24 protein-coding genes, 1 pseudogene and 1 riboswitch are annotated in these 23248 nt (G+C 67.1%); of the genes and pseudogenes, 11 read left to right on the top strand and 14 right to left on the bottom strand.

Annotation, left to right across the window (positions count from 1 at the left end):
* Positions 1 to 45: 45 nt before the first annotated feature.
* From yidD to CA606_RS20355, 4 genes and pseudogenes are all read left to right on the top strand, one after another.
* Positions 46 to 300 carry a membrane protein insertion efficiency factor YidD gene (gene yidD / locus CA606_RS17355; protein WP_010918351.1) on the top strand — a complete coding sequence of 85 codons (255 nt, stop codon included), beginning with the start codon at positions 46 to 48 and terminating at the stop codon, positions 298 to 300.
* Complete coding sequence (thrS, locus tag CA606_RS17350; protein WP_096053393.1) at positions 297 to 2264, top strand: threonine--tRNA ligase; 1968 nt, start codon at positions 297 to 299, stop codon at positions 2262 to 2264. The genes yidD and thrS overlap by 4 nt, the downstream gene beginning before the upstream one ends.
* The gene (locus CA606_RS17345) at positions 2264 to 3190 is read left to right on the top strand and encodes a glycosyltransferase family 2 protein (RefSeq protein ID WP_096053394.1); all 927 of its coding nucleotides are present in this window, start codon (positions 2264 to 2266) and stop codon (positions 3188 to 3190) included. Before thrS ends, CA606_RS17345 begins: the two co-directional genes overlap by 1 nt.
* Before the next feature lie 43 nt (positions 3191 to 3233).
* A pseudogene (locus CA606_RS20355) lies at positions 3234 to 3358 on the top strand (hypothetical protein); the annotation flags it as partial.
* Positions 3359 to 3383: 25 nt separating this feature from the next.
* Here the strand turns inward: CA606_RS20355 and CA606_RS17340 are convergent.
* From CA606_RS17340 to CA606_RS17330, 3 genes are read right to left on the bottom strand one after another with little or no spacing between them, the layout of a single operon-like run.
* Positions 3384 to 3749, bottom strand: coding sequence for a hypothetical protein (locus CA606_RS17340; RefSeq protein WP_096053395.1), 366 nt, complete (start codon positions 3747 to 3749; stop codon positions 3384 to 3386).
* Positions 3746 to 4645, bottom strand: a complete 900-nt coding sequence (locus CA606_RS17335; protein ID WP_181242672.1) for a hydroxymethylglutaryl-CoA lyase — start codon at positions 4643 to 4645, stop codon at positions 3746 to 3748. The genes CA606_RS17340 and CA606_RS17335 overlap by 4 nt, the downstream gene beginning before the upstream one ends.
* Positions 4642 to 6321, bottom strand: coding sequence for an ArnT family glycosyltransferase (locus CA606_RS17330; protein ID WP_096053396.1), 1680 nt, complete (start codon positions 6319 to 6321; stop codon positions 4642 to 4644). The genes CA606_RS17335 and CA606_RS17330 overlap by 4 nt, the downstream gene beginning before the upstream one ends.
* A 56-nt stretch (positions 6322 to 6377) precedes the next feature.
* Here CA606_RS17330 and CA606_RS17325 point away from each other — a divergent pair, with 56 nt between their 5' ends.
* Together CA606_RS17325 and CA606_RS17320 are read left to right on the top strand one after the other, a co-directional pair.
* Positions 6378 to 7115 carry a glycosyltransferase family 2 protein gene (locus CA606_RS17325; RefSeq protein ID WP_096053397.1) on the top strand — a complete coding sequence of 246 codons (738 nt, stop codon included), beginning with the start codon at positions 6378 to 6380 and terminating at the stop codon, positions 7113 to 7115.
* Positions 7116 to 7213: 98 nt separating this feature from the next.
* On the top strand, positions 7214 to 7636 hold the full coding sequence (locus CA606_RS17320; protein ID WP_181242671.1) for a hypothetical protein: 423 nt from the start codon (positions 7214 to 7216) through the stop codon (positions 7634 to 7636).
* Positions 7637 to 7639: 3 nt separating this feature from the next.
* Here CA606_RS17320 and CA606_RS17315 read toward each other — a convergent pair whose 3' ends face one another.
* Positions 7640 to 8098 (bottom strand): tRNA (cytidine(34)-2'-O)-methyltransferase, encoded by a 459-nt coding sequence (locus tag CA606_RS17315; protein ID WP_096053399.1) that lies wholly within the window; start codon positions 8096 to 8098, stop codon positions 7640 to 7642.
* A 204-nt stretch (positions 8099 to 8302) separates the two neighbouring features.
* On the opposite strand from CA606_RS17315, the gene petA reads away from it, so the two are divergent.
* Genes petA through CA606_RS17300 form a run of 3 tightly spaced genes read left to right on the top strand, consistent with a single transcriptional unit; the run spans position 8303 to position 10991 of the window.
* Positions 8303 to 8854: a ubiquinol-cytochrome c reductase iron-sulfur subunit gene (gene petA / locus CA606_RS17310; RefSeq protein ID WP_096053400.1), complete on the top strand. Its 552-nt coding sequence runs from the start codon at positions 8303 to 8305 to the stop codon at positions 8852 to 8854.
* A 5-nt stretch (positions 8855 to 8859) separates the two neighbouring features.
* The gene (locus tag CA606_RS17305; RefSeq protein ID WP_096053401.1) at positions 8860 to 10140 is read left to right on the top strand and encodes a cytochrome b; all 1281 of its coding nucleotides are present in this window, start codon (positions 8860 to 8862) and stop codon (positions 10138 to 10140) included.
* Positions 10141 to 10145: 5 nt separating this feature from the next.
* Positions 10146 to 10991, top strand: a complete 846-nt coding sequence (locus CA606_RS17300) for a cytochrome c1 (protein ID WP_096053402.1) — start codon at positions 10146 to 10148, stop codon at positions 10989 to 10991.
* Positions 10992 to 11066: 75 nt separating this feature from the next.
* On the opposite strand, the gene CA606_RS17295 is transcribed toward CA606_RS17300, so the two are convergent.
* The 5 genes from CA606_RS17295 to ychF all read right to left on the bottom strand — a co-directional run bounded on the left by CA606_RS17295 (position 11067) and on the right by ychF (position 15016).
* Positions 11067 to 11840, bottom strand: coding sequence for a hypothetical protein (locus tag CA606_RS17295; RefSeq protein ID WP_181242670.1), 774 nt, complete (start codon positions 11838 to 11840; stop codon positions 11067 to 11069).
* Positions 11841 to 11904: 64 nt separating this feature from the next.
* Positions 11905 to 12438 (bottom strand): SixA phosphatase family protein, encoded by a 534-nt coding sequence (locus tag CA606_RS17290; RefSeq protein ID WP_096053403.1) that lies wholly within the window; start codon positions 12436 to 12438, stop codon positions 11905 to 11907.
* Positions 12435 to 13112 carry a dienelactone hydrolase family protein gene (locus tag CA606_RS17285; RefSeq protein WP_096053404.1) on the bottom strand — a complete coding sequence of 226 codons (678 nt, stop codon included), beginning with the start codon at positions 13110 to 13112 and terminating at the stop codon, positions 12435 to 12437. The genes CA606_RS17290 and CA606_RS17285 overlap by 4 nt, the downstream gene beginning before the upstream one ends.
* On the bottom strand, positions 13113 to 13793 hold the full coding sequence (locus CA606_RS17280) for a dienelactone hydrolase family protein (protein WP_096053405.1): 681 nt from the start codon (positions 13791 to 13793) through the stop codon (positions 13113 to 13115).
* 122 nt (positions 13794 to 13915) lie between these two features.
* Entirely contained in the window at positions 13916 to 15016 is a 1101-nt protein-coding gene (gene ychF / locus CA606_RS17275) for a redox-regulated ATPase YchF (protein WP_096053406.1), read from the bottom strand.
* Between the two features lie 118 nt (positions 15017 to 15134).
* On the opposite strand from ychF, the gene CA606_RS17270 reads away from it, so the two are divergent.
* Positions 15135 to 15965 carry a pirin family protein gene (locus tag CA606_RS17270; protein WP_096053407.1) on the top strand — a complete coding sequence of 277 codons (831 nt, stop codon included), beginning with the start codon at positions 15135 to 15137 and terminating at the stop codon, positions 15963 to 15965.
* 69 nt (positions 15966 to 16034) lie between these two features.
* Positions 16035 to 16261: riboswitch (cobalamin riboswitch) on the top strand.
* Positions 16262 to 16378: 117 nt separating this feature from the next.
* The gene (metE, locus tag CA606_RS17265) at positions 16379 to 18712 is read left to right on the top strand and encodes a 5-methyltetrahydropteroyltriglutamate--homocysteine S-methyltransferase (protein ID WP_096053408.1); all 2334 of its coding nucleotides are present in this window, start codon (positions 16379 to 16381) and stop codon (positions 18710 to 18712) included.
* A gap of 25 nt (positions 18713 to 18737) precedes the next feature.
* On the opposite strand, the gene CA606_RS17260 is transcribed toward metE, so the two are convergent.
* From CA606_RS17260 to CA606_RS17240, 5 genes are all read right to left on the bottom strand, one after another.
* The gene (locus CA606_RS17260) at positions 18738 to 19487 is read right to left on the bottom strand and encodes a tetratricopeptide repeat protein (protein ID WP_096053409.1); all 750 of its coding nucleotides are present in this window, start codon (positions 19485 to 19487) and stop codon (positions 18738 to 18740) included.
* Between the two features lie 2 nt (positions 19488 to 19489).
* Positions 19490 to 20107 carry an aminoacyl-tRNA hydrolase gene (gene pth / locus CA606_RS17255; protein ID WP_096053410.1) on the bottom strand — a complete coding sequence of 206 codons (618 nt, stop codon included), beginning with the start codon at positions 20105 to 20107 and terminating at the stop codon, positions 19490 to 19492.
* 87 nt (positions 20108 to 20194) lie between these two features.
* Positions 20195 to 20788, bottom strand: coding sequence for a 50S ribosomal protein L25/general stress protein Ctc (locus CA606_RS17250; protein WP_096053411.1), 594 nt, complete (start codon positions 20786 to 20788; stop codon positions 20195 to 20197).
* Between the two features lie 156 nt (positions 20789 to 20944).
* Entirely contained in the window at positions 20945 to 22021 is a 1077-nt protein-coding gene (locus CA606_RS17245) for a hypothetical protein (RefSeq protein ID WP_096053412.1), read from the bottom strand.
* 228 nt (positions 22022 to 22249) lie between these two features.
* Positions 22250 to 23188, bottom strand: coding sequence for a ribose-phosphate pyrophosphokinase (locus CA606_RS17240; protein ID WP_096053413.1), 939 nt, complete (start codon positions 23186 to 23188; stop codon positions 22250 to 22252).
* Between the last annotated feature and the right edge of the window lie 60 nt (positions 23189 to 23248).

The following is a 23248-nucleotide window of genomic DNA, read 5'->3' as shown; positions in this document are numbered from 1 at the left end:
CCCCTTCGGGGTGTGTAACCGCATCGCAACAATTCGCACGCCGGCATGACCTTCTACGAACGCACCGTCGATTTGGGCCTTAGGGCCTACAAGTTGACGCTCTCGCCTCTCATCGGGCGTCAGTGCCGCTTTACGCCGAGCTGCTCGGAGTACACGGCCGCCGCCCTCAAGGATCATGGCCCGCTCAAGGGCTCCTGGCTGGGGTTGCGACGGATTTGCCGCTGCAATCCGTTTGGTGGATCGGGCTACGACCCGCCGCCGCCGCGACACCAGCCACGCAAGTGGAAATGTGAAGAATGATCGATCTGGTTTTCCCCGACGGCTCGTCGCGTCAGTACCCTGACGGCTCGACGGGGCGCGACGTCGCCGCCGCCATCTCCAAGTCGCTGGAGAAGAAGGCTCTGCTGATCAAGCTGGATGGTCAGGTCCTGGACCTGGATCGTGCGCTGACGCCCGATCTGCTGACGGGCGAGCGCAAGTTCGAGATCCTGACGCGCGAGGCGCCCGAGGCGCTGGACACCATCCGCCACGACACCGCCCACGTCCTGGCCGAGGCCGTGCAGGAGCTGTTCCCCGGCACCCAGGTCACCATCGGCCCGAACGTCGAGGACGGCTTCTACTACGACTTTGCGCGCGACGAGCCGTTCAGCCTGGACGATCTGGAAAAGATCGAAAAGCGCATGAAGGAGATCGTCGACCGCGACGAGAAGATCACGCGCGAAGTCTGGGACCGCAACGAGGCCATCGCCCACTTCGACGGCATCGGTGAGCAGTACAAGGCGCAGATCATCCGTGACCTGCCGGACACCGATACGATCACGGTCTATCGCCAGGGCGCCTGGAAGGATCTCTGCCGGGGTCCCCACCTGCCGTCGACCAAACATGTCGGCAAGGCCTTCAAGCTGACCAAGCTGGCCGGCGCCTATTGGCGTGGCGATCAGAACAACGCTCAGCTGCAGCGCATCTACGGCACGGCCTGGGCCTCCGACGCCGATCTCGAAGCGCACCTCAAGCGCATCGAGGAAGCCGAGAAGCGCGATCACCGCAAGCTGGGCAAGACCATGGACCTCTTCCACATCCAGGAAGAGGGCAAGGGCATGGTGTTCTGGCACGCCAAGGGCTGGGCCCTTTATCGTGTGCTCGAGGACTACATGCGCCGTCGCCTCGACGCGGCCGGCTACAAGGAAGTGAAGACCCCGCAGATCCTGGATCGCAGCCTGTGGGAAAAGTCGGGCCACGCCGAGAAGTTCGGCCACGCCATGTTCATGTGCGAAAGCGCCGAGGGCGAGGTCCTGGCGGTCAAGCCGATGAACTGTCCCGGCCACATCCAGATCTTCAATGTCGGCCAGAAGTCCTATCGCGAGCTGCCTCTGCGCATGGCCGAGTTCGGCGCCTGCCACCGCTATGAGCCCTCGGGCGCCATGCACGGCATCATGCGTGTGCGCGCCTTCACCCAGGACGACGCCCACATCTTCTGCCGCGAAGAGCAGGTCACCGAAGAAAGCGCCCGGTTCATCGAACTGTTGCGCTCGGTCTATAGCGACCTTGGCATGACGCTGGCGGACACCAAGTTCTCGACGCGCCCCGAGCTGCGCGCCGGCACGGATGAGACCTGGGACAAGGCCGAGGCCGCTCTGGCCGCCGCGGCCGAGGCCGCAGGCGAAACCCTGACCCTGCAGCCGGGCGAAGGCGCCTTCTATGGTCCCAAGCTCGAGTTCTCGCTGAAAGACGCCATCGGCCGCGTCTGGCAGTGCGGCACGCTGCAACTCGATTTCGTGCTTCCGGAACGATTGGACGCTGAGTACGTTTCCGAGGATGGTTCGAAGAAGCGTCCTGTGATGCTTCACCGTGCGATTCTGGGATCCTTCGAGCGTTTTATCGGCATTCTTCTGGAAAACTTCGCGGGCGCTCTGCCCGTGTGGCTGGCGCCGACTCAAGTGGTGGTGGCTACGATTACCTCGGACGCCGATGACTATGCCCGTGAGGTCGTCGAGAAATTGACGAAACTGGGTATGCGTGCGGAGCTGGACCTGCGAAACGAGAAGATCAACTATAAGATCCGCGAGCACAGCCTCGCTAAGGTGCCAGTGATCGCGGTGGTGGGACGTAAAGAAGCTGAAACGGGGCATTTGGCCCTTCGTCGCCTTGGCGGCGAAGGTCAGAGCGTCTTGTCGCTTGAAGAAGCGCTTCGCGTGCTGAAGTCCAACGCCACGCCGCCCGACCTCGCGCGCGCTCTGGCCGTCCAGGAGGCCGTGACCGCCTGATGAACAGCATCCTCCCGTCCGTCTCGACCCTTGCCGTTGGTGCGCGTCCGGCTCGTCCGAACGTGTCCGTCGTCATGGTCGTCTATCGGACGGGAGAGGCGCTGGTCGAAAGCATCCGCCATGTGCTGGCCGAGCCGCTGGTCGATGAGTTCATCATCGTCGATAACGGCTCGTCCTCGCGCGACGAGGACATGCTGCGCTCCCTGGCCCTGACCGAGCCGCGCGTCGTGCTCAAGCAGGGCCACGGCAATGTCGGTTTCGCACGCGGCGCCAATCTGGGCGCGGTGACGGCCGGCGGCGAATACATCGTCTTCCTCAATCCCGACGCCAATCTGCAGCCCGGCTGCGTGGCGTCGCTGGTCACCGCCTTCAAGGGCCAGGCGGTTCCCACGATCGTGGGCGCGCGTGTGCTCAACGCCGATGGCAGCGAGCAGCGCGGCGGACGGCGGGGCGAGGTCACGCCGATCAGCACCGTGCTGAGCTTTGGTCAGCTGACGCGCCGCTATCCCAAGCTGGCGGCGTTCGAGATCCATCGGGAAAATGAGCCGCTGCCGCAGGGGCCGGCGCCAATGCCGACCATTTCCGGCGCCTGCTTCGCCATGCGCCGCGCGGACTTCGAGACCCTGAACGGCTTCGATGAAGGCTATTTCCTGCACGTCGAGGACATCGACCTGTGCTGGCGGGCCCGCCGGGCCGGTGGCCAGGTGCTGTTCCAGCCCAACGCCGAGGTCGTCCACCTGGGCCACACCAGCCTGGAGCACCCGGTGAAGGTCGAGTTCCACAAGGGCGTGGGCCTGACCCGTTACTTTATCAAGCGCGCCGACAGCCTACAGCTCTTCGCCGCCGCCGTGCTGCTGGCCCCGGCCATCATGCTGATGAGCGTATGCCGCCCGCTGCTGTGGAAACTGACTGGGCGGCCGATTTAGGGTCGGCTCACGGCCCTTGGCGGACATGGGCTCCGAAGACACAGATCCTCCCCCCAGGGGGGAGGAGGCCGAAGGCCGGAGGGGGAAGCACCGCCGAGCCGGCTTTTTCCCCCTCCGTCGGCTTCGCCGACACCTCCCCCGCTAGGGGGAGGATTGGTCCGCCTCCCACCCAAGATCGCCCGCAAACGTCCGCCTACATCGGCGCGATCGTCTCGAACCGCAGTCCGTCCGGCCCCTCTATCGAGGTTGGCGCCTTCAGGCTCTTGCCCGGCAGCATCGCCCGGTAGCGCGCGTACATCGCCTTGGCGTCGCGACCGGGCTTGGCCGTCAGGCACTGGTCGAACTCGCCCTCGCGGCCCCAGGGCTTGCGTTCGGCGCGAGCGATGTCGCGGTCGACCTTGATGGCGGCGGCGACCTTGTCGGCGAGCGCGTGGTCGATCCCCGCGCCGTAGCTGCCGAACCGGATCGTGACGTCGCAGCGGGCGGGGCCGGCGTCGGCCACCGGCGCGGCGACGCAGGCCGACAGGCCAAGGGCGAGCAGGACAGCCATGTGTCTCATGCGGGGAACCTTCCGGCGCGGGCCAGGGACGAGGCGGGGGCCTTGCCCAGGCGTTGGCTGATGTCGCGGCCGATCTCGATCAGCGCCGCCAGATCGTAACCGGTCTCGAAGCCGGCGCGTTCCAGCATGTAGACGAGATCCTCGGTGCCGATATTGCCCGTCGCGGCCGGCGCGAACGGACAGCCGCCCAGCCCCCCGACCGAGGCGTCCAGAACATCGACGCCCGCCTCGACGCTGGCGAAGGCGTTGGCCAGCCCCGTGTTGCGGGTGTCGTGGAAATGCATGCGCAGACGAGCGCCCGGCGCGGCGGCGCGGACGGCCTCGATCCGCTGACGGACCGTCCAGGGATCGGCGACCCCAATGGTGTCGGCGATGGCGATCTCATGCACGCCCAGGGCGGCGGCTTCACGAACGATGGCGACGACCTGGTCCTCGGACACCTCGCCATCGAACGGGCAACCGAAGGCCACCGAGATGGTGGCGGTGATCGGCGGGCCGCCTTCGCTCGCCTGGCGCTCGACGATGGCCGCCAGGGTCTCGACCTGCTGGCGCGTGGTCGAGCCCTGGTTGCGGGTGGCGAAGCCGTCCGAGGCGCAGACCACGACATTGGCCTCGTCGCACCCCGTCGACACGCACCGCTCCCAGCCGCGCATGTTCAGCACAAGGCCGATGCGCGCGTGGACAAGGTCGGCGGGCAGGGCGGCCATGATCTCCTCGGCCCCCGCCATCTGCGGCACGCGGCTTGGGTTCACGAACGAGACGACCTCGGTGCGCTTGGCGCCGGCGGCCTCAAGCCGGGCGATCAGGTCGAGCTTTTCGGCGACGCTCAGAACGATCTTCTCGTTCTGCAGCCCGTCACGCGGGCCGACCTCGACGATCTGGATGAAGCGGCTCACGGCTGGGCCTCCTGCGGCGTGATGGGTTCGCCGCGATAGACGGTCAGACGCTCCTGGTCGCCGTCGGAATAGTTCAGGCCCTCGACCACGGCGGCGGGGCGCGCGGTCAGGCCGAGCGTCTTCAAGGCCTCGCGGAAGGGCGCCTCTTCCCGCGCCTCGACGATGGCGGTGCGGCCTTCGGCAACCGCCTGGGCCGCGCCGGCGCCGTCCGTCAGCTGGGTGGTGGTTCCCAGCTGGAAGATCAGGCTGGGCTCGGCGTAGCCCGTCACGGCCACCGGGGCCGGAGCGCCCGAGCGGGGCGAAAGGCGGGCGCTGTCCAAGGTCTTGGCCAGATCCGGGGACAGGAACAGGGGCTCCAGGCGCGGGATCAGGCCGGCGGTCAGGGCGATGTGGGCCGCCACGCCCAAGGCGCCGGCTGTGACCAACGCCCGCGCCGAGTGGTGGCGAAGCAGCAGCGTCGCGCCCGCCACGCCGGCGCCCAGGGCCAGCAGGGCCGCCAGGATGGTCCAGGCAAGGTCGCTCGTCGTCCCGAACGCGGTCTGGCCATAGATCGCCACGGCCGCCAGAACCGCGCCCATCAGCACGGACAGCGCGCCGCCGATCCAGCGCGACCGCTTGCCGATCGGCGCGCGCACGGCGGCCGCCATCAGCATGGCCAGGGCGCCATAGGCCGGAAGCTCGTAGTGGACCAGCTTGGTCGGCAGCAGCTCGAACATCAGCCAGGTCGGGACCAGCCAGCAGAGAGCGAAGCGTACGCCCGGTTCGTCGCGCTTGGTCCAGCCGACGACCAGGGCCGCCGGCAGCAACAGGGTCGCGGGGAACGACAGCAGCGGCGCAAGCAGGGTGTGATAGCCGAACGGACCGGCATGGCCTTCCTGGCCGCCGGCCAGCTTGGGGGCTAGGTCCGCGCCGACCGCCGCGCCCCAGAAGGCGCCATCGGTGGCGACGGTGATCATCATCGCCCAGGGCAGGGTGATCGCCGCGAACAGGATCAGGCCCCAGGACCAGCCTAGGTCCTTGATCCAGGCGCCCTTGCGATCCCAGATCGCCAAGGCGACGAGCGCGAAGATCGCCACCAGTAGGCCTACGGGACCCTTGATCAGCGCCGCCAGCGCCAGGCCCAGCCAGAACGCGAGCTTGGTCCGCTTGCTCGAGGGCTCGCCCTTGCGATGAGCCATATAGATCCGCGCCAGCGCCGCCATGGCCAGGGTGGTCGCGCCGCAAAGGGCCGCGTCTGTCTTGGCGATGAAGGCCTCGGACGACAGCAGGAAGGTCGCGCCCAGAATGGAACCGGCCAGCAGGCCGGTGCGAGGGTCGAACAGCGCCGCCGCGCCCCAGGCGCAGGCCGCTGCCGCCAGCATGGCGCCCAGAAGCGAGGGAATACGGTACGCCCAGATCCGACGGTCCTCGGCGTCAGACAGCGCCTTGACGCTGAGCGCCTGCATCCAGTGGATGCCGACCGGCTTCTTGAAGCGCGGCTGGTCCTGGAACTTGATGACCACATAGTCGCCGGTCTCGATCATCTGCGACGTGGCCTGGGCGAAGCGCGATTCGTCGCGGTCCAGCGGCGGCATGGCGAACAGGCCGGGCAGGCCGGCGATCAGGGCGACCAGCGCGGCGAACAGCGGCGCGCGCCACCCGCGGCTCCAGTCGTCGAGGCGAGATTCAAGCGTCATGCCGCCTGCTTTAGCACGATCCTTTCGTGTGGAAATTTTTCCGGTATTAGAGGGCGATGAACGCCGCCAGCGCCTCCACCCCCGATTATTCCGTCGTCGTGCCGGTTTTCGACGAGGGGGAGGCCGCGCCGAAGCTGGCCCGCGAGATCGCGGCCGCCTTTGCGGGCGAGACCTACGAGATGATCTTCGTCGACGACGCCAGTCGTGACGACACCAAGGCGCGCCTGATCGCGCTGAAGGCCGAAATCCCGCAGCTTCGCGTGTTGGGCCATCGCAAGAACTCGGGTCAAAGCCGCGCCGTGCGTAGTGGCATCCTGGCCGCGCGCGGTCCGATCATCGTCACTCTGGACGGCGACGGCCAGAACGATCCCGCCGACGCGCCGCGCCTGGCCAAGGCCCTGGCGGCCGGTCCCGAGACCCTGGCCCTGGTCGGCGGCGAGCGGGTCAAGCGCCAGGACAGCAACGCCAAGCGCTTTGCGTCGAAGTTCGGCAACGGGGTTCGCAAGCGGCTCCTGAAGGACACCGCCAACGACACCGGCTGCGGCCTGAAGGCCTTCAGACGCGAGGCCTTCCTGCGCCTGCCGTACTTCGACCACATCCACCGCTACATCCCAGCGCTGATGCTGCGCGAGGGCTATGAGGTCACGTTCCAGTCGGTCAATCACCGGCATCGCGAGAGCGGCGTGTCGAAGTACACCAACTTCGGCCGTCTGAAGGCCTCGGTCTCTGACCTGCTAGGGGTGATGTGGCTGCAGTCGCGCGCCCGAAATCCGCTGGGCGTCGACGAGGTCTAGTCTCGGGCCAGGCGAGCCGGCTTCACCGCGGCCGAATTTCCGGCTAGGCCTTAACCATGGCGCCGACACGCATCGTGGGCGCCGGAGGGGGAAGCTCGATGTTCGCAGCCGTTCCGCTGCTGGCCTTGCCGGTCGTTGTCTACAACCTGGTCGCTCTGACGCTGACCGGAGGCTTCAAGGCCACGGACGCCTCGTTGCGCATGACCGAGACGCTGTTCACCATCCACATGACCTCGCGCACCGACTGGGCCGTCAGCCTGGGCGACCTGCTGATGGCCGCGTCCCTGGTCGTGCTCTTCGTCGAGCTCCTCAAGTCGACGACCAGCCGCAAGATCGCGATCATCAACCACTCGCTGTCGATGGTGCTGTTCATCCTGTGTCTGGTTGAGTTCCTGCTCGCCCCGGCTTTTGCGACCTCGACCTTCTTCCTGATCACCTTGATGGTGCTGCTCGACGTGCTGGCCGGCTTCATCGTCACCATCGTGGCCGCCCGCCGCGACGTCGATTTCGGCGACAACTGACCCCTATTCCGGAAAGCCGCCGGTCTGGCGCAGGGCCTCGCCCAGCGCCATGGCCGCCGTGGTCGCCAGGTTCATCGAGCGCGCCTCCGCGCGGATCGGAATGACGATTCGACCGTGAACGGCCGCGTGAACCTCTTCCGGCGCGCCGCGACTCTCGTTGCCGAACAGCAGCGTATCTCCGGGTTCGAACGAAAACTGGTGCAACGGCGTCGCGCCCCGGGTGGTGAACAGCAATAGCCGTCCGTCAACGCGTTCCGGCGCCTTAAGGAATGTCTCCCAACTGTCGTGTCGGGTGAGGTGCGACAAAGGGCCATAGTCCAATGCGGCGCGCTTCAAGCTCTTGTCGTTCAAAGGGAAACTACACGGCTCGATGACGTCGAGCCCAAGGCCGAAGCAAGCAGTCAGTCTGATGCAGGCCCCTACGTTTTGGGGAATGCCTGGTTGAAAAAGTGCGATGCGCATAATAAGCGAACCAACCACAAGGGCAGCAGGGGCTTTGCCACGAATCGAAAGGACTTGCGGACTTCGTCCGCGCGTCCGATAGGACGATTTGACCGCTGCCTTGTGGCGGAGATCCGCTTGCGGGTCGAGCAAGATATGGCGCCGAAAGGCGCGTCTCCAAGCCGGTCGCTCCCGCGGCCTGGCGGAACCAAAGGGTGACTTAAGGTGGCCGACACCGCCGTGGGCGCAACGACCGAGCCGGAACACGGGGGTGATCCCTCCCGGCGCGACTTCATTCACATCGCCGCGATCGCTGCTGCTGCTGGCGGCGCGGCGAGCCTCGTCTGGCCGTTCATCGATCAGATGAACCCGTCGGCGGACACGCTGGCGATGGCCTCGACCGAGTTCGACCTGACCAAGGTGCCGGAAGGCCAGCAGGTCACGCTGAAGTGGCGCGGCAAGCCGCTCTTCGTGCGTAACCGCACCAAGGGCGAGATCAGCAAAGCGGTCGCCGACGACAGTGTGTCGATGAAGGACCCGCAGAACGACGCCGACCGCGTGAAGCCGGGCAAGGCCCAGTGGCTGGTGCTGATCGGCTCGTGCACGCACCTTGGCTGCGTGCCGACGTTCGGCGGTGGCGACTTCGGCGGCTGGTTCTGCCCCTGCCACGGCTCGCACTACGACACCTCGGGCCGCATCCGTAAGGGTCCCGCGCCGTTGAACCTGGCGGTTCCGGAGTACGAGTTCCTGTCCGACACCAAGGTCAAGATCGGTTAATCCAGATGAGCGGACATTCGACCTACCAACCCAAGACCGGTTTCGAGCGTTGGCTCGACGCCCGTCTGCCGATTATCCGCCTGGGCTACGACTCGTTCGTCGACTACCCCACGCCGCGGAACCTGAACTACTGGTGGACCTTCGGCGGCATCCTGTCGCTGTGCCTGGCCTCGCAGTTGATCACCGGCATCATCCTGGTGATGCACTACACGCCGAGCGCCTCGGGCGCCTTCGCGTCGGTCGAGCACATCATGCGCGACGTGAACTACGGCTGGCTGATCCGCTATATGCACTCCAACGGCGCGTCGATGTTCTTCATCGCCGTCTACATCCACATGATGCGCGGTCTCTACTACGGCTCCTACAAGGCGCCGCGTGAAGTGCTGTGGCTGCTGGGCTGCGTGATCTACCTCTTGATGATGGCCACCGCCTTCATGGGCTACGTCCTGCCCTGGGGTCAGATGTCGTTCCACGGCGCCGTCGTGATCACCAACCTGTTCGGCGCCCTGCCGATCGTCGGCGAGAGCATCACCACCTGGCTGTGGGGCGGCTTCGCGGTCGATAACGCCACGCTGAACCGCTTCTTCTCGCTCCACTACCTGCTGCCCTTCATGATCGCGGGCGTCGTTGTCCTGCACGTCTGGGCGCTGCACGTGGTGGGCCAGAACAACCCGACGGGCGTCGAGCCGAAGTCGAAGGCCGACACCGTTCCCTTCACGCCGTACGCGACGGTGAAGGACGGTTTCGCGATGAGCGTCTTCCTGATCCTCTTCGCCTTCTTCGTCTTCTACATGCCCAACGCCCTGGGCCACCCCGACAACTACATCGAGGCCAACCCGCTGGTGACGCCCGCGCACATCGTTCCGGAATGGTACTTCCTGCCGTTCTACGCGATCCTGCGCGCCGTGCCGGACAAGCTGATGGGCGTGCTGGCCATGTTCGGCGCGATCGGCTGCCTGTTCGCTCTGCCGTGGCTGGACACGTCGAAGGTGCGCTCGATGCGCTACCGTCCGACCGCGAAGGTCTATTTCATGATCTTCGTCGTGGTGTGCTGCATCCTTGGTCTGTGCGGCGCCAAGCTGCCCGACGACAAGGTGATCCCGCACCTGACCACCTTCCAGCTGATCGACGCCGACCTGAACAGCTTCGTCTGGCTCAGCCGCGCCGCCTCGCTTTACTACTTCGCCTTCTTCCTGGTGATCCTCCCGATCCTGGGCCTGAAGGAAAAGCCGCTCCCCGTGCCGGAATCGATCGCTTCGCCGGCGCTGACCGAGAAGAAGGGCTGATCTCGATGCTGCGCAAACTCTCCATCATCGCAGCCGTCGCGGGTCTGGCCTTCGCCGGCCAGGCGCTCGCCGCCGGTCACCCGCTGCCGCCCAAGGACGTCCAGTGGTCGTTCGAAGGTCCGTTCGGCAAGTTCGACCAGGCCCAGCTGCAACGCGGCTACAAGGTCTATCGGGAAGTGTGTGCGTCGTGCCACTCGATGAAGCTGGTCAGCTTCCGCAACCTGGGTGACAAGGGCGGTCCGTTCTATAACGACAAGTACAAGAACTCGAACGACAACCCGTGGGTCAAGGCGATCGCCAAGGAGTACGAGGTCGCTGACATCGACTCCGAGACCGGCGATCCGATCAAGCGCCCGGCCACCAGCGCCGATCACTTCCCCGCGCCGTTCCCGAACGAGATCGCCGCGCGCGGCGCCAACGGCGGCGCCCTGCCGCCGGACATGTCGCTGCTGGCCAAGGCCCGGGCGAACGGTCCGGACTACGTCTACTCGCTGCTCACCGGCTATGTGAACCCGCCGGCCGGCCTGAAGGTCGGTCCGGGGCAGCACTACAACCCCTATATGGCCGGCGATCTGACCGCCTACTGGTCGGGCTCGCACGAAAGCGTTCCGGCGGGCGGCTTCATCGCCATGGCCCAGCCGCTGAAGGATGGCCAGGTGACGTTTGACGACGGCACCAAGTCGACCCTCGACCAGCAGGCCAAGGACGTCTCGGCCTTCCTGATGTGGGCCGCCGAGCCCAAGCTGGAAGAGCGCAAGCAAACCGGCTTTGCGGTGATCATCTATCTGCTGCTGCTGAGCGGTCTGCTGTACGCCAGCTACAAGCGGGTTTGGCGCAACGAGTCGCACTAAGCGGCGAGCGTCTTGCCAAGATTGGAAAGGCCCGGTGGCGACACCGGGCCTTTTCTTTTGGCGCTTCGCCTAGGTTCAGGGGGCGATCGAGAGTGTCCGGGCGTCGGCTGACAGACGCAGGCGATGGCGCGCCCACAGCGCGGTTCCCAAGGTTCCGCTGACGCCCTCGGGCAGGTCCTCAGCGAGCGTCGCCGGAACGTTCTCAGCCAGCACGCCCGCGATCGATAGCGCCCGAAGCCGCGCGGGCGCCTTGTGGCGGGCGGTGACGTCCAGCTTGCCGGCGACCTGCCCCTCGCGCGTGGACAGCCGCGCCATGGCGCGCGAGGCCGTGTCGATCGCGAAGGCCCCGCTACGCGCCGTGGGGCCGTCACTGACGGCCGCGGCGATGGTCGGCAACCCGTCGATCACTTCCACCGGCAGAACCACCTGTCGCCGCGTGCGCCAGGGCTGGTCGATACGCACTTTGCAGGCTGCGAAGTCGATCTCGATGCTGTGCCCAGCCAAGACATCCATGCCGATGACGCCGGCGATCGGGGTGACGAAGCCCGCCCCCCGGTCATCGAGGTCGGCGACCGTCACCATCACGGCCGGCGACTTGAGCCCGGCGACCTGGACCGGAAGCGTTATGGTCTCGGTCGTGATCCCGGCCATCTGGGCCTTGGTGTTGTGCAGCAGGGTTCGCGGCGCGGAGAGATCGATCACATAGTCGCCGGCCATGTCGGCGATGGCTGCGGGGGCGATCACCGCGCCGTTCTCGAACCAGCACCGCGTTTCGCCCGCACGCGCTGCGTGCGCGGCGCTAAGGGGCGCAACGACGCAAGACAGCAGGATGGCGACGCGAGCACGCATGACCCCAGCCTAGCGCAGCCTTGGCGCGCGCGCGATGGGCGCCAACATCCAGCCGAGCGCCGGCTTAGCCCGCCGGACAGGCCTGGGTCGGCGCCCCGTAGCGGGCATGGACCGTGCGGGCGGCTGGGGCGCCCAAGGTGATGATCGTCATCTGATCGTAGTCGCAATCGGTGACCGGGCTTGGCGCGGTGTCCCCCAGAGCGCGGGCGATTTCGCCGACCGTGTTGCTATGGCCGACGATCAGGACGGTCGTGTCCTTGGCGGCCTCGCGGGCGGCCTTGGCGACGCGCTGGGCGTGGGCCGCTACGCCTCCGTCCAGGGCGATCGTCTGGACCGATACGCCGGCCGCATCGGCGGTCGGCTGGCCGGTCTGCTGCGTACGCTTCAGCGGTGTGGCCAGGACCAGCGCGACCTTGGCCCCGGAAAGCGCGGCCGCCAGCGCCTTGGCGCGGACCTGGCCGGCTGCCGAGAGGTCCGGATCGCCATCGGGCGAAACCTTCTCGCCGTGCCGCACGATCACCACGGTCTGGGCCAGGCTCGGGCCCGCCACCAGCATCAGCGCTAGGGTCAAGGCGCTCAGTCGACGGATCATGTTCAAGCCTCGGCCTTGGTCCCGCCGGACCGTTGGAACAGTTGCAGGGTGCGCAGCAGCGAAAGGCGCGCGCTGTCGGGGTGATGACCGTTGGGCGCGACGAAGGCGTGTCCGGCGTCATAGAGATAGATCGGCAGGTCCGGATGCCGCTCGCCGATGGCGTCGACGTCGGCGAGCGGGATCATCGTATCGGTCTTGCCGAAGTGAAGGATGGTCGGGACCTTGGGCGTCTCGTCGCGATAGGCCGCGATGTCGCCGCCGTAGAAGGCCGAGACGGCGGTCAGGCCCTCGCACCGGCAGGCCGCCAGCCAGGCCGTCGTGCCGCCATAGCAGAAGCCCATCCCGAACACCGGCCCTTCCAGAGCGTCGACACAGGCCTGGACGCGGGGCAGGGTGTTGACCCCCCAGCCGGTCTGCTCGCCCATGGCCATCCGCGCCTCCAGGATCGCCGGGGTGGTGTCCTCGACAGGAAAAGCGGCGTCGGCGGCGTCCATCAGGCTGGGGACCAAGACCTCATAGCCCTGGTCGGCCAGGCTGTCGGACAATTGGCGAAGATGCGGCGTCACGCCCCAGATCGCGTGCAGCAAGACGACGCCGCCGCGCCGGGCCTCCAGCGGCGGGGCGTGGTAGGCGGCGAAGGGCGCGCCCTCCCGAGTCGCAAGGGCGATCCGCTCCCCCAACTAACTGGCCCCGTGCGCGGCGAAGAAGTCCACGGTCCGCTGCCGGGCCAGCTCGGCGTCGGCGAGATCGGAGTCGGGGCGGCCGTCATTGTTGAAGCCGTGTCCGCTGGCTTCGTAGATGTAGACGGGGACTTCGGGGTGCGCGGCCTGCACAGCCGCCTTGACGTCGTCGGCGGGGATGTGTGGGTCCTTGCGGCCCAGGTGGACGATGACCGGCGCCTTCAGCGCGAACTTGGCCATGCCGGCGACCTGACCGCCGTAGTAGCTGGAGCCCGCCGCGATCCCCTCGCAGCGCGAAGCCGCCAGCCAGGTCATGGTGCCGCCGTAGCAGTAGCCGACCACGAACACGGGCCCACGGCCCTTGAGAAAGTCCACGCAGGCCTGGATGTCGCCCATGGCGTTATCGGGGGCGTTGGCCAGGGCGTGCTTGACGCCATTCTCGAAGCCGGCGGGATCATGCAGGGCGGTGAAGCCCTTCTCCTGCCGGTCGAACATCGAGGGGGCTAGCACCTCAAAGCCGCGCGCGGCCCACCGCGCGACGTCCTGGTGGACGTACTGATCCAGGCCGAAGATCTCCTGGATGACGATCACGCCGCCCTTCCGCGCCCCTTCCGGCTCGGCGTGCAGGGCGGTGAACGTAAAGCCATCATGCGCGGCGGTCAGGGTGATGGTGTTGGCCACAAGCTTACTCCTGGATCTTGTCATCCCGGCCGTAGCGTAGCGGAGAGCCGGGACCACGGCACGCGTGGAGTTTCCGGCGGTCCCGGATCGGCCCGTGGGGCCGTCCGGGATGACACGCAAGATCAGACGTTGAAGCGGAAGTGCATCACGTCGCCGTCCTTGACGACGTATTCCTTGCCTTCGGCCCGCATCTTGCCGGCCTCCTTGGCGCCGGCCTCGCCGCCCAGCTTGACGAAGTCGTCGAAGGCGATCGTCTCGGCGCGGATGTAGCCCTTCTCAAAGTCGGTGTGGATGACGCCGGCCGCCTGCGGGCCGGTGTCGCCGACATGGATCGTCCAGGCGCGGGCTTCCTTGGGACCGACCGTGAAGTAGGTCTGTAGGTTCAAGAGCTTGTAGGCCTCGCGGATCAGGCGGTTCAGGCCCGGCTCTTCCAGACCCAGGGTCTCGAGGAACTCGGCGCGCTCGGCCGCGTCCAGCATGGCGATCTCGCTCTCGATCTGGGCCGAGATGACGACGCTCTTGGCGTTGTCCTTGGCGGCGCGCTCGGCCACCAATGCGGAATATTTGTTGCCCTTGTCGGCGCTGGCTTCCTCGACGTTGCAGACATAGAGGGCCGGCAGCGAGGTCAAGAGCTGCAGCATGTGCCAGGCCTTCTCGTCTTCCTTGTCCACGGTCGCGGCGCGGGCCGGGCGACCTTCGCGCAGCTGAGCCAAAGCCAGGTTGACCAGGCGCAGGGTGTTGGCCGCGTCCTTGTCGCCGCCTGACTTGGCCTTCTTCTCGATGGCCGGCAGGCGCTTTTCCAGGCTCTCCAGGTCGGCCAGCATCAGCTCCATCTCGATGATCTCAAGATCGCTGAGCGGGTCGATACGGCCCTCGACGTGGGTGATGTCGTCATCCTCGAAGCAGCGCGCCACGAAGGCGACGGCGTCGCAGTCGCGGATATTGGCCAGGAACTGGTTGCCCAGGCCTTCGCCCTTGCTGGCGCCGCGCACCAGGCCGGCGATGTCGACGAAGGTGATCCGGGCCGGGATGATCTCCTTGGAGCCGGCGATCTTGGCCAGGGCGTCCAGGCGCGGCTCGGGCACGGCCACGTCGCCGGTATTGGGCTCGATCGTGCAGAACGGATAGTTGGCGGCCTGGGCCGAGGCGGTCTGCGTCAGGGCGTTGAACAGGGTGGACTTGCCGACATTGGGCAGGCCGACGATGGCGACTTTCAGGGCCATGGAACTCTCGTGAATTTCGTTGGCGCGCGCTTAGCACGGATGGCGCCGAAAGGCGAACGGCGGGGTCTTGCGCTAATTGCAACTAGATCAGATATCAAAGTCGCAACAGGAGCCCGCCATGTCCGTCCGACCCGTCCTGAAGATCGTCAAAGGTCAGCCCACCTCGGACGGCGCCGGCGTGCGGCTGACGCGGATGCTAGGCACGCCGCAGGCCCAGATGTTCGACCCGTTCCTGATGCTGGACTGTTTCGATAACGACCAGGCGTCGGACTATATGGGCGGCTTCCCCGACCATCCGCATCGCGGCTTCGAGACCGTGACCTACATGCTGGAAGGTCGGATGCGTCACAAGGACAACACCGGCCGTGAGGGCGTGATCGGTCCGGGCGGGATCCAGTGGATGCGGGCCGGCAAGGGCATCGTCCACTCCGAGATGCCCGAGCAGGACCAAGGTCGCATGCGCGGCTTCCAACTGTGGGTGAACCTGCCCGCCAGCTTGAAGATGACCGCGCCCGGCTACCAGGAATTCGAGGCCGACAGCATCCCGGTCGAGGCGCGCGACGGCGGTGTGTCCGTGAAAGTGATCTCAGGCGCCACCGACGCTGGAACCGCCGGTCCGATCGGCGGCGGTGCGGTCGACGCGCTCTATTTCGACGTCGTGCTGCCGGCCGGGACCGTATTCGAGGAGCCGGTCGGCGACGACCGCAACGCCATGCTGGCCGTCTATGAGGGCAAGGTCCGCGTCGCCCACGACACCGTCGAGTCGCTGTCGGGCGTGTTCCTCGGGCGCGGCGACACCGTCCGCGTCGAAGCCGTCACCGACGCCCGCGTCCTGCTGCTGGCCGGCCGCCCGATCGGCGAGCCGGTCTTCTGGCACGGCCCCTTCGTGATGGACACGCGCGAGGGGCTGATGCAGGCGTTCAACGACTTCCAGAGCGGGCGGTTCTGAGGTGTCGCACCTCTCGAAAATCACATAAAGAAATCTTTATATCCAAATTGACGTCGGCGGCGGCGCGTGGTCTGTTGCCGTTGTCGTGGTCTGCGGACGTTCGCGTCCGGAGCTAAGAGGGAAGTCGGTGAGGGCGTGAAACCCTGAATCCGGCGCTGCCCCCGCAACTGTGAGCGGCGAGCCGCTGTCCGTTTCGTGTCACTGACGCGCCGAGCTGGTTCGGGGATGCGTCGGGAAGGCCAGGGCAGGGGCGATGACCCGTGAGCCAGGAGACCTGCCTCGACAGATAACGTCCTCCGGCGGGGTGTCCGGTCTGGCCGCTTGCTCAGCGCGACCGGACAAAAGCGCCCGTGCGCGCTCGACCGCGCGCGTCCCGATCAGCCTCGCCACAACACCGGCAGAGGCTTTTCAAAATGACCGTCACCATCGCCACCCTGGGCTTCCCTCGCATCGGCCCCAAGCGCGAGCTAAAGTTCGCCCTGGAGGCCTATTGGGCCGGGAAGACCGACGCGGATGCGCTGCTCGACACGGCGCGCGACCTGCGGGCCAAGACCTGGACGCGCCAGGCCGCTCTGGGCGTGGCCCACGTGCCCAGCAATGACTTCTCGCTCTACGACCACGTGCTGGACACGGCGGTGATGGTCGGCGCGATCCCCGCCGCCTACGGCTGGTCGGGCGGGACGGTCGACCTTGCGACCTATTTCGCCATGGCGCGCGGCTACCAGGGGCGTCCGGCGGCCGAGGCGTGCGGCCCGGGCTGCGGCCATGCGCCCGACGAGGGCGGCGTTCCGGCGCTGGAGATGACCAAGTGGTTCGACACCAACTATCACTACCTGGCGCCCGAGCTGTCGCCGGGCCAGGCCTTCGCGCTGTCGTCCAGCAAGCCGGTGGACGAGTTCCTCGAGGCCAAGGCGCTGGGCGTCCACACGCGTCCGGTGCTGCTGGGACCGGTGACGTTCCTAAAGCTGGCCAAGACCAAGGCCGAGGGCTTCTCGCCGCTGTCGCTGCTGTCGGCTCTGTTGCCGGTTTACGGCCAGGTGCTGCAAGGCCTGGCGGCGGCCGGGGCGGACTGGGTGCAGATCGACGAGCCGTGCCTGGCGTTGGACCTGACGGACTTCGAACGCGCCGAGCTGCGCCGCGCCTATGGGGCCCTGACCCACGCCGCGCCCGGCTTGCGTCTGATGCTGACCAGCTACTTCGGCGGCTATGGCGAGAACCTGGCGACGGCGGTCAATCTGCCGGTGGAGGGGGTCCACCTCGACTTGGTCCGCGCGCCCGATGAGCTGGAAGCCGCCCTGTCCGCCAGCCGCGAGAGCCTGGTGCTGTCGCTGGGCGTGATCGACGGCCGCAATGTCTGGCGCGCCGACCTGCCGGCCCTGCTGGATCGTCTGGAGCCCGTGGTGGCGCGACGCGGAAGCGACCGCGTGGTGCTGGCGCCGTCGTGCTCTCTGCTGCACACGCCCATCGACCTGGACCTGGAAACGACGCTGGATCCGGAGATCCGCCAGTGGCTGGCCTTCGCGGTCCAGAAGATCCAGGCGCTGGCGGTGCTGGCCCAGGCGCTGAATACCGGCCGCGCTTCGGTCGCCGAGGCTTTGGACGCAAGCGCGCAAGCGGCGCGCGCGCGGGCCAGCTCGCCGCGCATCCATGATCCGAAGGTCGCCGAACGCCTGGCCGCCGTCACACCCGACATGACCCGCCGCCGCTCCCCCTACGACCGGCGTCGCGAGGCTCAGCGGGCGCGACTGAACTTGCCGCCGCTGCCCACGACGACGATCGGGTCCTTCCCGCAGACGACCGAGGTGCGCCAGGCGCGGGCGGCCTTCGCCAAGGGACAGATCAGCGACGCGACCTATGAGGCCTTCCTGCGCCAGGAGACCGCCCGCGCGGTGACCTGGCAGGAGACGGTCGGCCTCGACGTGCTGGTCCATGGCGAGTTCGAGCGTAACGACATGGTCCAGTATTTCGGCGAGCAACTGGCGGGCTTCGCCTTCACCCAGAGCGGCTGGGTGCAGTCCTACGGTTCGCGCTGCGTGCGGCCGCCGATCCTGTTTGGCGACGTCTCGCGGCCGGCGCCGATGACGGTGGACTGGTGGCGCTACGCCCAGGGGCTGACGCGGCGACCGATGAAGGGGATGCTGACCGGACCGGTGACTATCCTCAACTGGTCGTTTGTCCGCGACGACCTTCCGCGCGAGACGGCCTGCCGGCAGATCGCCCTGGCCATTCGCGACGAGGTTGTCGACCTGGAGGCCACCGGGGCGGCGATCATCCAGATCGATGAGGCGGCGCTACGCGAGGGCTTGCCGCTGCGACGCGGCGACTGGGACGCCTATCTGGACTGGGCGGTCGAGAGCTTCCGACTGGCGGCGTCCGGCGCAGCCGATGCGACCCAGATCCACACCCACATGTGCTACTCGGAGTTCAACGACATCATCGCCGCCATTGGGGCGATGGACGCCGACGTGATCTCGATCGAGACGGCGCGGTCGAAGATGGAGCTGCTGGACGCCTTCGTCGGCTACGCCTATCCGGCCCAGATCGGTCCGGGCGTCTATGACATCCACTCGCCCCGTATACCGGCCGTCGAGGAGATGACGACCCTGCTGGCGGCCGCTCGTCAGCGGCTGGCCGGCGAGCAGCTATGGGTCAATCCCGACTGCGGCTTGAAGACCCGAAAGTGGCCGGAAACCCAGGCGGCGATCGTCAACATGGTCGAAGCCGCAAGGCGCGCGCGAGCGTCTTAAAGCGCACCCAGCGGGGCGGTCAGCGTCAGTTGACCGCCCCAGCCGCGAAGTCGCGCCAGCCCTTGGCCTCCTTGCGGAAGTGGGCGTGGGTCTTGGCCAGGCGCTTGTCGATCTCGGCCAGCTTTTCCCGCGCCTCGTCCTGCCGTCCTTGGCGGGCGAGAAACACCGTGTAGCGGGCGATGCCTTCGAAGCCGGGAAAGTTGTCGGCCGCCCAGCTGAGCGCCGTCTCGGCCTGCTCCTCGCGGCCCAGGGCCTGGTAGACGCGACCGAGCGCCAGCAGGGTGTGCGGCGTGCGGCCGGCGTTCGGCGTTTCGCCCAGCTTCTCCAGGAGCGGCAACGCCTCGGCGGGGCGATCGAGCTCGATCAGGGCGTTGGCGCGGCCCAGCAGCAGCTGCGGATCATCGGCGTAGAGGCCCGCGAGGCTTTCGGCGTAGAGCGCTTCGGCCTCAGCGTGCTTGCCCAACTCCGTCGCGGCGACGGCCAAGCGGACGCGGTTGGCCACCGTCGGCGCGTCTTCAACCGCCTTGGCGGCCTCGCGGTACTCGCGCTGCGGGTCCAGCGCCTGGCGCGCGGCGGCGCCCACCTGCTGGGCGGCGCGCCCGCCCAGCAGCTCGGGCAGGATCACGGCGGCCAGATAGACCACGCCGCCCACCGGCTGGAACAGCAGGATGATCCAGAGCCAGTACATCTCGCGATGCGTCCGCACGACGTGGACGCAAAGGGCGATCGAGAACAGCAGCGACAGGCCCAGCAGGGGCAGCGGCAGCGAGAACATCGTCAGTCGTCCTTGGCGGGCTTGCGCGGGTCGGCCTTGGGCGCGGGGGCCAGGCGCATGACCTCGGCCTGGTAGCGTTCGTCGTCGCCGACGGCGGCGAAGGGCAAAGCGTCGGCGATGGCGTCCAGCATCGGGTCCAGCCACTGGTGCTCGACCTTGTGAAAGTCGCCCAGCACGTAGTGCATGACCGCATCCTTGTGGCCCGGATGGCCCACGCCGATACGGCCCCGGCGGAAGGCGTCGCCGACCTGGCTGGTTACCGAGCGGATGCCGTTGTTGCCCGCCGCCCCGCCGCCCGACTTCATGCGGAAGCGGCCCGGCGCCATGTCGATCTCGTCGTGGAAGACGATGACGTCGGCGGGTTGCAGCTTGAAGAACTTCATGGCCTCGCCCACCGCGCGGCCGCTTTCGTTGTAATAGGTCTTGGGCTTGAGCAGCAGCAGCTTGATTAGGCCGTCCGGGGTGGAGACCTGTCCCTCACAGGCGAGGCCCTGGAAGCGCGCGCGCCAGGGCGCCGTGCCCCACTTTCGCGCCAGGGCGTCCACGGCCATGAAGCCGACATTGTGGCGGTTCTTCTCGTACTTGGGCTCGGGATTGCCCAGGCCGGCGAGGATCAGCATCGCGAAGATCTCGGGTGTTCAAACAAAAACGGGCGGACCCGAAGGTCCGCCCGTCTGTAATGCGCTTCGATCCGAAGACCGAGAGACTTAAGCGGTCGTGTCGCCGGCGTCCGATTGAGCGGCCGACGAAGCCTTGACGTTGGCGATCACGAAGTCGCGGTCCATGGCCGGCTTCACGCCTTCCGGCAGCTTCACTTCCGAGATGCGGATGACGTCGCCGATGTCGTGACCGGCCAGGTCGATGACCAGTTCCTCGGGGATCTTGTCGGCCGGGCAGGCCAGCTCGACGGTGTGACGGATGATTTCCAGCGTGCCGCCCTTCTTCAGGCCGACCGAGGTTTCGTGGTTCTTGAAGTGCACCGGCACTTCGATCTTGATCAGCTGGTGCTCGTCGACGCGGTATAGGTCGAAGTGGACCGGCTCGTCGGTGACGGGGTGGAATTGCACGGCCTTGGCGATGACCGATTGCTTTTCTTCGCCGTACTGCAGCGTCACCAGGTGGCCCAGCAGCTTGCCGGTGTACAGCGACTTGCGGAATTCGTTGGCCTTCACGGCGATGTTCACCGGAGCCTTGCCGCCGCCGTACAGGACGCCCGGGACCTTGCCGGCGCGACGGGTGGCGCGCGCATTGCCGGTGCCGGCGCCGTCGCGGACTTCCACGTTCAGGATGATCTCAACCATGATGCAGTCTTTCTAGAGAGCCGAATGCTCTCTTCTGGGACCAGAGCGCCTATGGCTGGATCGCCACGCTCGCCCGGTCGTTTTGGGGTCGCGCTACATACACAAAAGGGCCGGGCGACGCAACGCCCGGCCCCTGGTGATGGAATGGCTGGAAGATCAGCTCTTCTTGACCGGCTTTTTGGCGGCGGTCTTGGCCTTGCGCGAGTTGGAGCCGGCGCCCTTGGTGGCGATCGATTCCTTGACGGGCAGGACCTTGGGCGGCTCCGGCGGCACGGTGGCGCCGGCGGCCTTGATCACGCAGGCGCCGGTGTCGATCAGGATGTGCTGACCCAGGCAGAAGATGTCCTCGTAGTGCGGCTTCGAAACGGCCAGGCACTGATAGAGGTTGAGCTTGGCCATGTTCAGGCAGCTGTTCGTGGCCGGATCAACGCTGAGGGCGTCGATCGACGTCAGGTTTTCGTCGCCGGCGGCGCCGAGGGCTGCGAGCGCGGCGACGGCCAGGCCCCGGATCACCACGGGCGAGTAGGGCGCCTCGGCGGGGCGCGGGGTAAGGCCCAAAGACTGGCCGCCGGTCGACGCCTGCTGCAGCACGGCCACGTCGGCGCTTTCGGCGAGCGCAGGGCTGGTCGACAGCGACTTGGCGGACGCCAGGCGACCGTCGCGGTCTACGACCGAGCTCTTGGACCAGCTGGACTTCTGAACGTCATAGGCCGCCTGCTTGACCGCCTTGCCGGCCATGAAGAGCTTCAGACCGTCACCGCCGATGGTGTCGATGATCAGGCCTGCGGCGCTGTCGGCGCCCTTGAACACGGTCGCGTAGGATGGGTTGGAGAAGATGTTGTTGACCATCTCCTGGCGCTGCGCCGGATGGGCCGCGATCTCACGCACCGAGGCGACGAAGGTGGGGTCCTGCAGCGCCAGAACAGCGGCGTAGGCGACCGCGCCATTCATCAGCGACTTGGTTTCATAGGCCGCGCCGACCTTCAGCGACGCCTGGATCTGGTCGCCGTTCTGGAAGGTGGGCGAGACCTGGCTGGCGCGCGCCATATAGCCCCGGAAGGCGCTGGCGCGTTCGACCACGTTGGCAGAAAGGGTGATCGGCGGCGGCGGCGGCGGGGCCTGGACGACCGGCGGCGGGGGCGGGGGAGGCGGAGAGCTGCAGGCCGCGACCATCGCAGCCAGCGCCACGGCGGTCGTCGTGAGCACGACCCGCGTACGCGAGAAGGAACGCATTATCCGAATTTCCCCATCAAGACTCTGGTGGCGCACATAGCAGCCCGGGCAGGCGACATTGTGACTGTCGCCCCGTTAACCAAGCTTTTACAAGCGTGACCGTGCGAGAGGCGAGTTCCTCGCGGAACGCGCCGCTTCACGCGAAAAATAACCTTAATGGAGCGCTCGACGCGCAACGTCATCGACAGGCTAGGCGCGGCCGGTAAGGAATGGACGCGCGGCCCCGTTCTAGTCGAACAGCTTGGACACCGACTCTTCGTTGGCGATCCGGCGGATGGCCTCGCCGATCAGGGGGGCGCACGAGACGTAGCGGATCTTGGGGCAGGCCTTGGCCTGGTCGGAGGCTTCGATCGAGTCGGTCACGACCAGCTCCGTGAGCACCGAATTGGCGACACGGTCGGCCGCCGCGCCCGAGAGCACGCCGTGGGTGATGTAGGCGCTGACCGACTTGGCGCCGTGGGCCATCAGGGCCTGGGCGGCGTTGCACAGGGTGCCGGCCGAGTCGGCGATGTCGTCGAACAGGATGCAGCGGCGATCCTTGACGTCGCCGATGATGTTCATGACTTCCGATTGACCCGGGCCCGAGCGGCGCTTGTCGACGATGGCGAGGTCGGCGTCGTCTAGGCGCTTGGCCAGGGCGCGAGGGCGCACCACGCCGCCGACGTCCGGCGAGACGACCATCAGGTCATCGCCCATCGGATAATTCCGGCGAATGTCCTCGGCCATCAGGCGCGAGGGCAGCAGGTTGTCGGTCGGGATGTCGAAGAAGCCTTGGATCTGGCCGGCGTGCAGGTCCATCGTCAGCACGCGGTCAGCGCCCGAGCGGGTGATCAGGTTGGCCACCAGCTTGGCCGAGATCGGCGTGCGGCCACCGGTCTTACGGTCCTGACGGGCGTAGCCGAAATAGGGCAGCACCGCGGTGATCCGCTTGCCCGACGCGCGCTTGAGGGCGTCGATGCAGATCAGGAGCTCCATCAGGTTGTCGTTGGCCGGATAGCTGGTCGACTGGATGACGAAGACGTCCTCGCCCCGCACGTTCTCGTCGATGGTGACGAACACCTCGAGGTCAGCGAACCGGCGCACCTGGGCGCGGGTCAGCGGCATGTCGAGATATTCCGCGATCGCCTGGGACAGCGGGCGGTTGGAGTTGCCGGACAGCAGCTTCATGATGATCTCGGGTGTGGGGGTCGCCGTTGGCGGGCCTTCTAGCAGGCGAAGCCCCGGAAA

The sequence above is a fragment of the Caulobacter vibrioides genome, assembly GCF_002310375.3.
Classification (GTDB): domain Bacteria; phylum Pseudomonadota; class Alphaproteobacteria; order Caulobacterales; family Caulobacteraceae; genus Caulobacter; species Caulobacter vibrioides_D.
The sequence above is the reverse complement of the archived record's forward strand: the minus strand, read 5'-3'. Positions and strand labels throughout refer to the sequence as shown.

What these genes read in the sequence shown, in the direction of transcription:
- yidD (WP_010918351.1), top strand. Translation starts at nt 46, where the DNA reads ATGACCTTCTACGAACGCACCGTCGATTTGGGCCTTAGGGCCTACAAG.
- thrS (WP_096053393.1), top strand. Translation starts at nt 297, where the DNA reads ATGATCGATCTGGTTTTCCCCGACGGCTCGTCGCGTCAGTACCCTGAC.
- CA606_RS17345 (WP_096053394.1), top strand. Translation starts at nt 2,264, where the DNA reads ATGAACAGCATCCTCCCGTCCGTCTCGACCCTTGCCGTTGGTGCGCGT.
- CA606_RS17340 (WP_096053395.1), bottom strand. Translation starts at nt 3,749, where the DNA reads ATGAGACACATGGCTGTCCTGCTCGCCCTTGGCCTGTCGGCCTGCGTC.
- CA606_RS17330 (WP_096053396.1), bottom strand. Translation starts at nt 6,321, where the DNA reads ATGACGCTTGAATCTCGCCTCGACGACTGGAGCCGCGGGTGGCGCGCG.
- CA606_RS17325 (WP_096053397.1), top strand. Translation starts at nt 6,378, where the DNA reads ATGAACGCCGCCAGCGCCTCCACCCCCGATTATTCCGTCGTCGTGCCG.
- CA606_RS17320 (WP_181242671.1), top strand. Translation starts at nt 7,214, where the DNA reads ATGTTCGCAGCCGTTCCGCTGCTGGCCTTGCCGGTCGTTGTCTACAAC.
- CA606_RS17315 (WP_096053399.1), bottom strand. Translation starts at nt 8,098, where the DNA reads ATGCGCATCGCACTTTTTCAACCAGGCATTCCCCAAAACGTAGGGGCC.
- CA606_RS17305 (WP_096053401.1), top strand. Translation starts at nt 8,860, where the DNA reads ATGAGCGGACATTCGACCTACCAACCCAAGACCGGTTTCGAGCGTTGG.
- CA606_RS17300 (WP_096053402.1), top strand. Translation starts at nt 10,146, where the DNA reads ATGCTGCGCAAACTCTCCATCATCGCAGCCGTCGCGGGTCTGGCCTTC.
- CA606_RS17295 (WP_181242670.1), bottom strand. Translation starts at nt 11,840, where the DNA reads ATGCGTGCTCGCGTCGCCATCCTGCTGTCTTGCGTCGTTGCGCCCCTT.
- ychF (WP_096053406.1), bottom strand. Translation starts at nt 15,016, where the DNA reads ATGGCCCTGAAAGTCGCCATCGTCGGCCTGCCCAATGTCGGCAAGTCC.
- CA606_RS17270 (WP_096053407.1), top strand. Translation starts at nt 15,135, where the DNA reads ATGTCCGTCCGACCCGTCCTGAAGATCGTCAAAGGTCAGCCCACCTCG.
- metE (WP_096053408.1), top strand. Translation starts at nt 16,379, where the DNA reads ATGACCGTCACCATCGCCACCCTGGGCTTCCCTCGCATCGGCCCCAAG.
- CA606_RS17260 (WP_096053409.1), bottom strand. Translation starts at nt 19,487, where the DNA reads ATGTTCTCGCTGCCGCTGCCCCTGCTGGGCCTGTCGCTGCTGTTCTCG.
- pth (WP_096053410.1), bottom strand. Translation starts at nt 20,107, where the DNA reads ATGCTGATCCTCGCCGGCCTGGGCAATCCCGAGCCCAAGTACGAGAAG.
- CA606_RS17250 (WP_096053411.1), bottom strand. Translation starts at nt 20,788, where the DNA reads ATGGTTGAGATCATCCTGAACGTGGAAGTCCGCGACGGCGCCGGCACC.
- CA606_RS17245 (WP_096053412.1), bottom strand. Translation starts at nt 22,021, where the DNA reads ATGCGTTCCTTCTCGCGTACGCGGGTCGTGCTCACGACGACCGCCGTG.
- CA606_RS17240 (WP_096053413.1), bottom strand. Translation starts at nt 23,188, where the DNA reads ATGAAGCTGCTGTCCGGCAACTCCAACCGCCCGCTGTCCCAGGCGATC.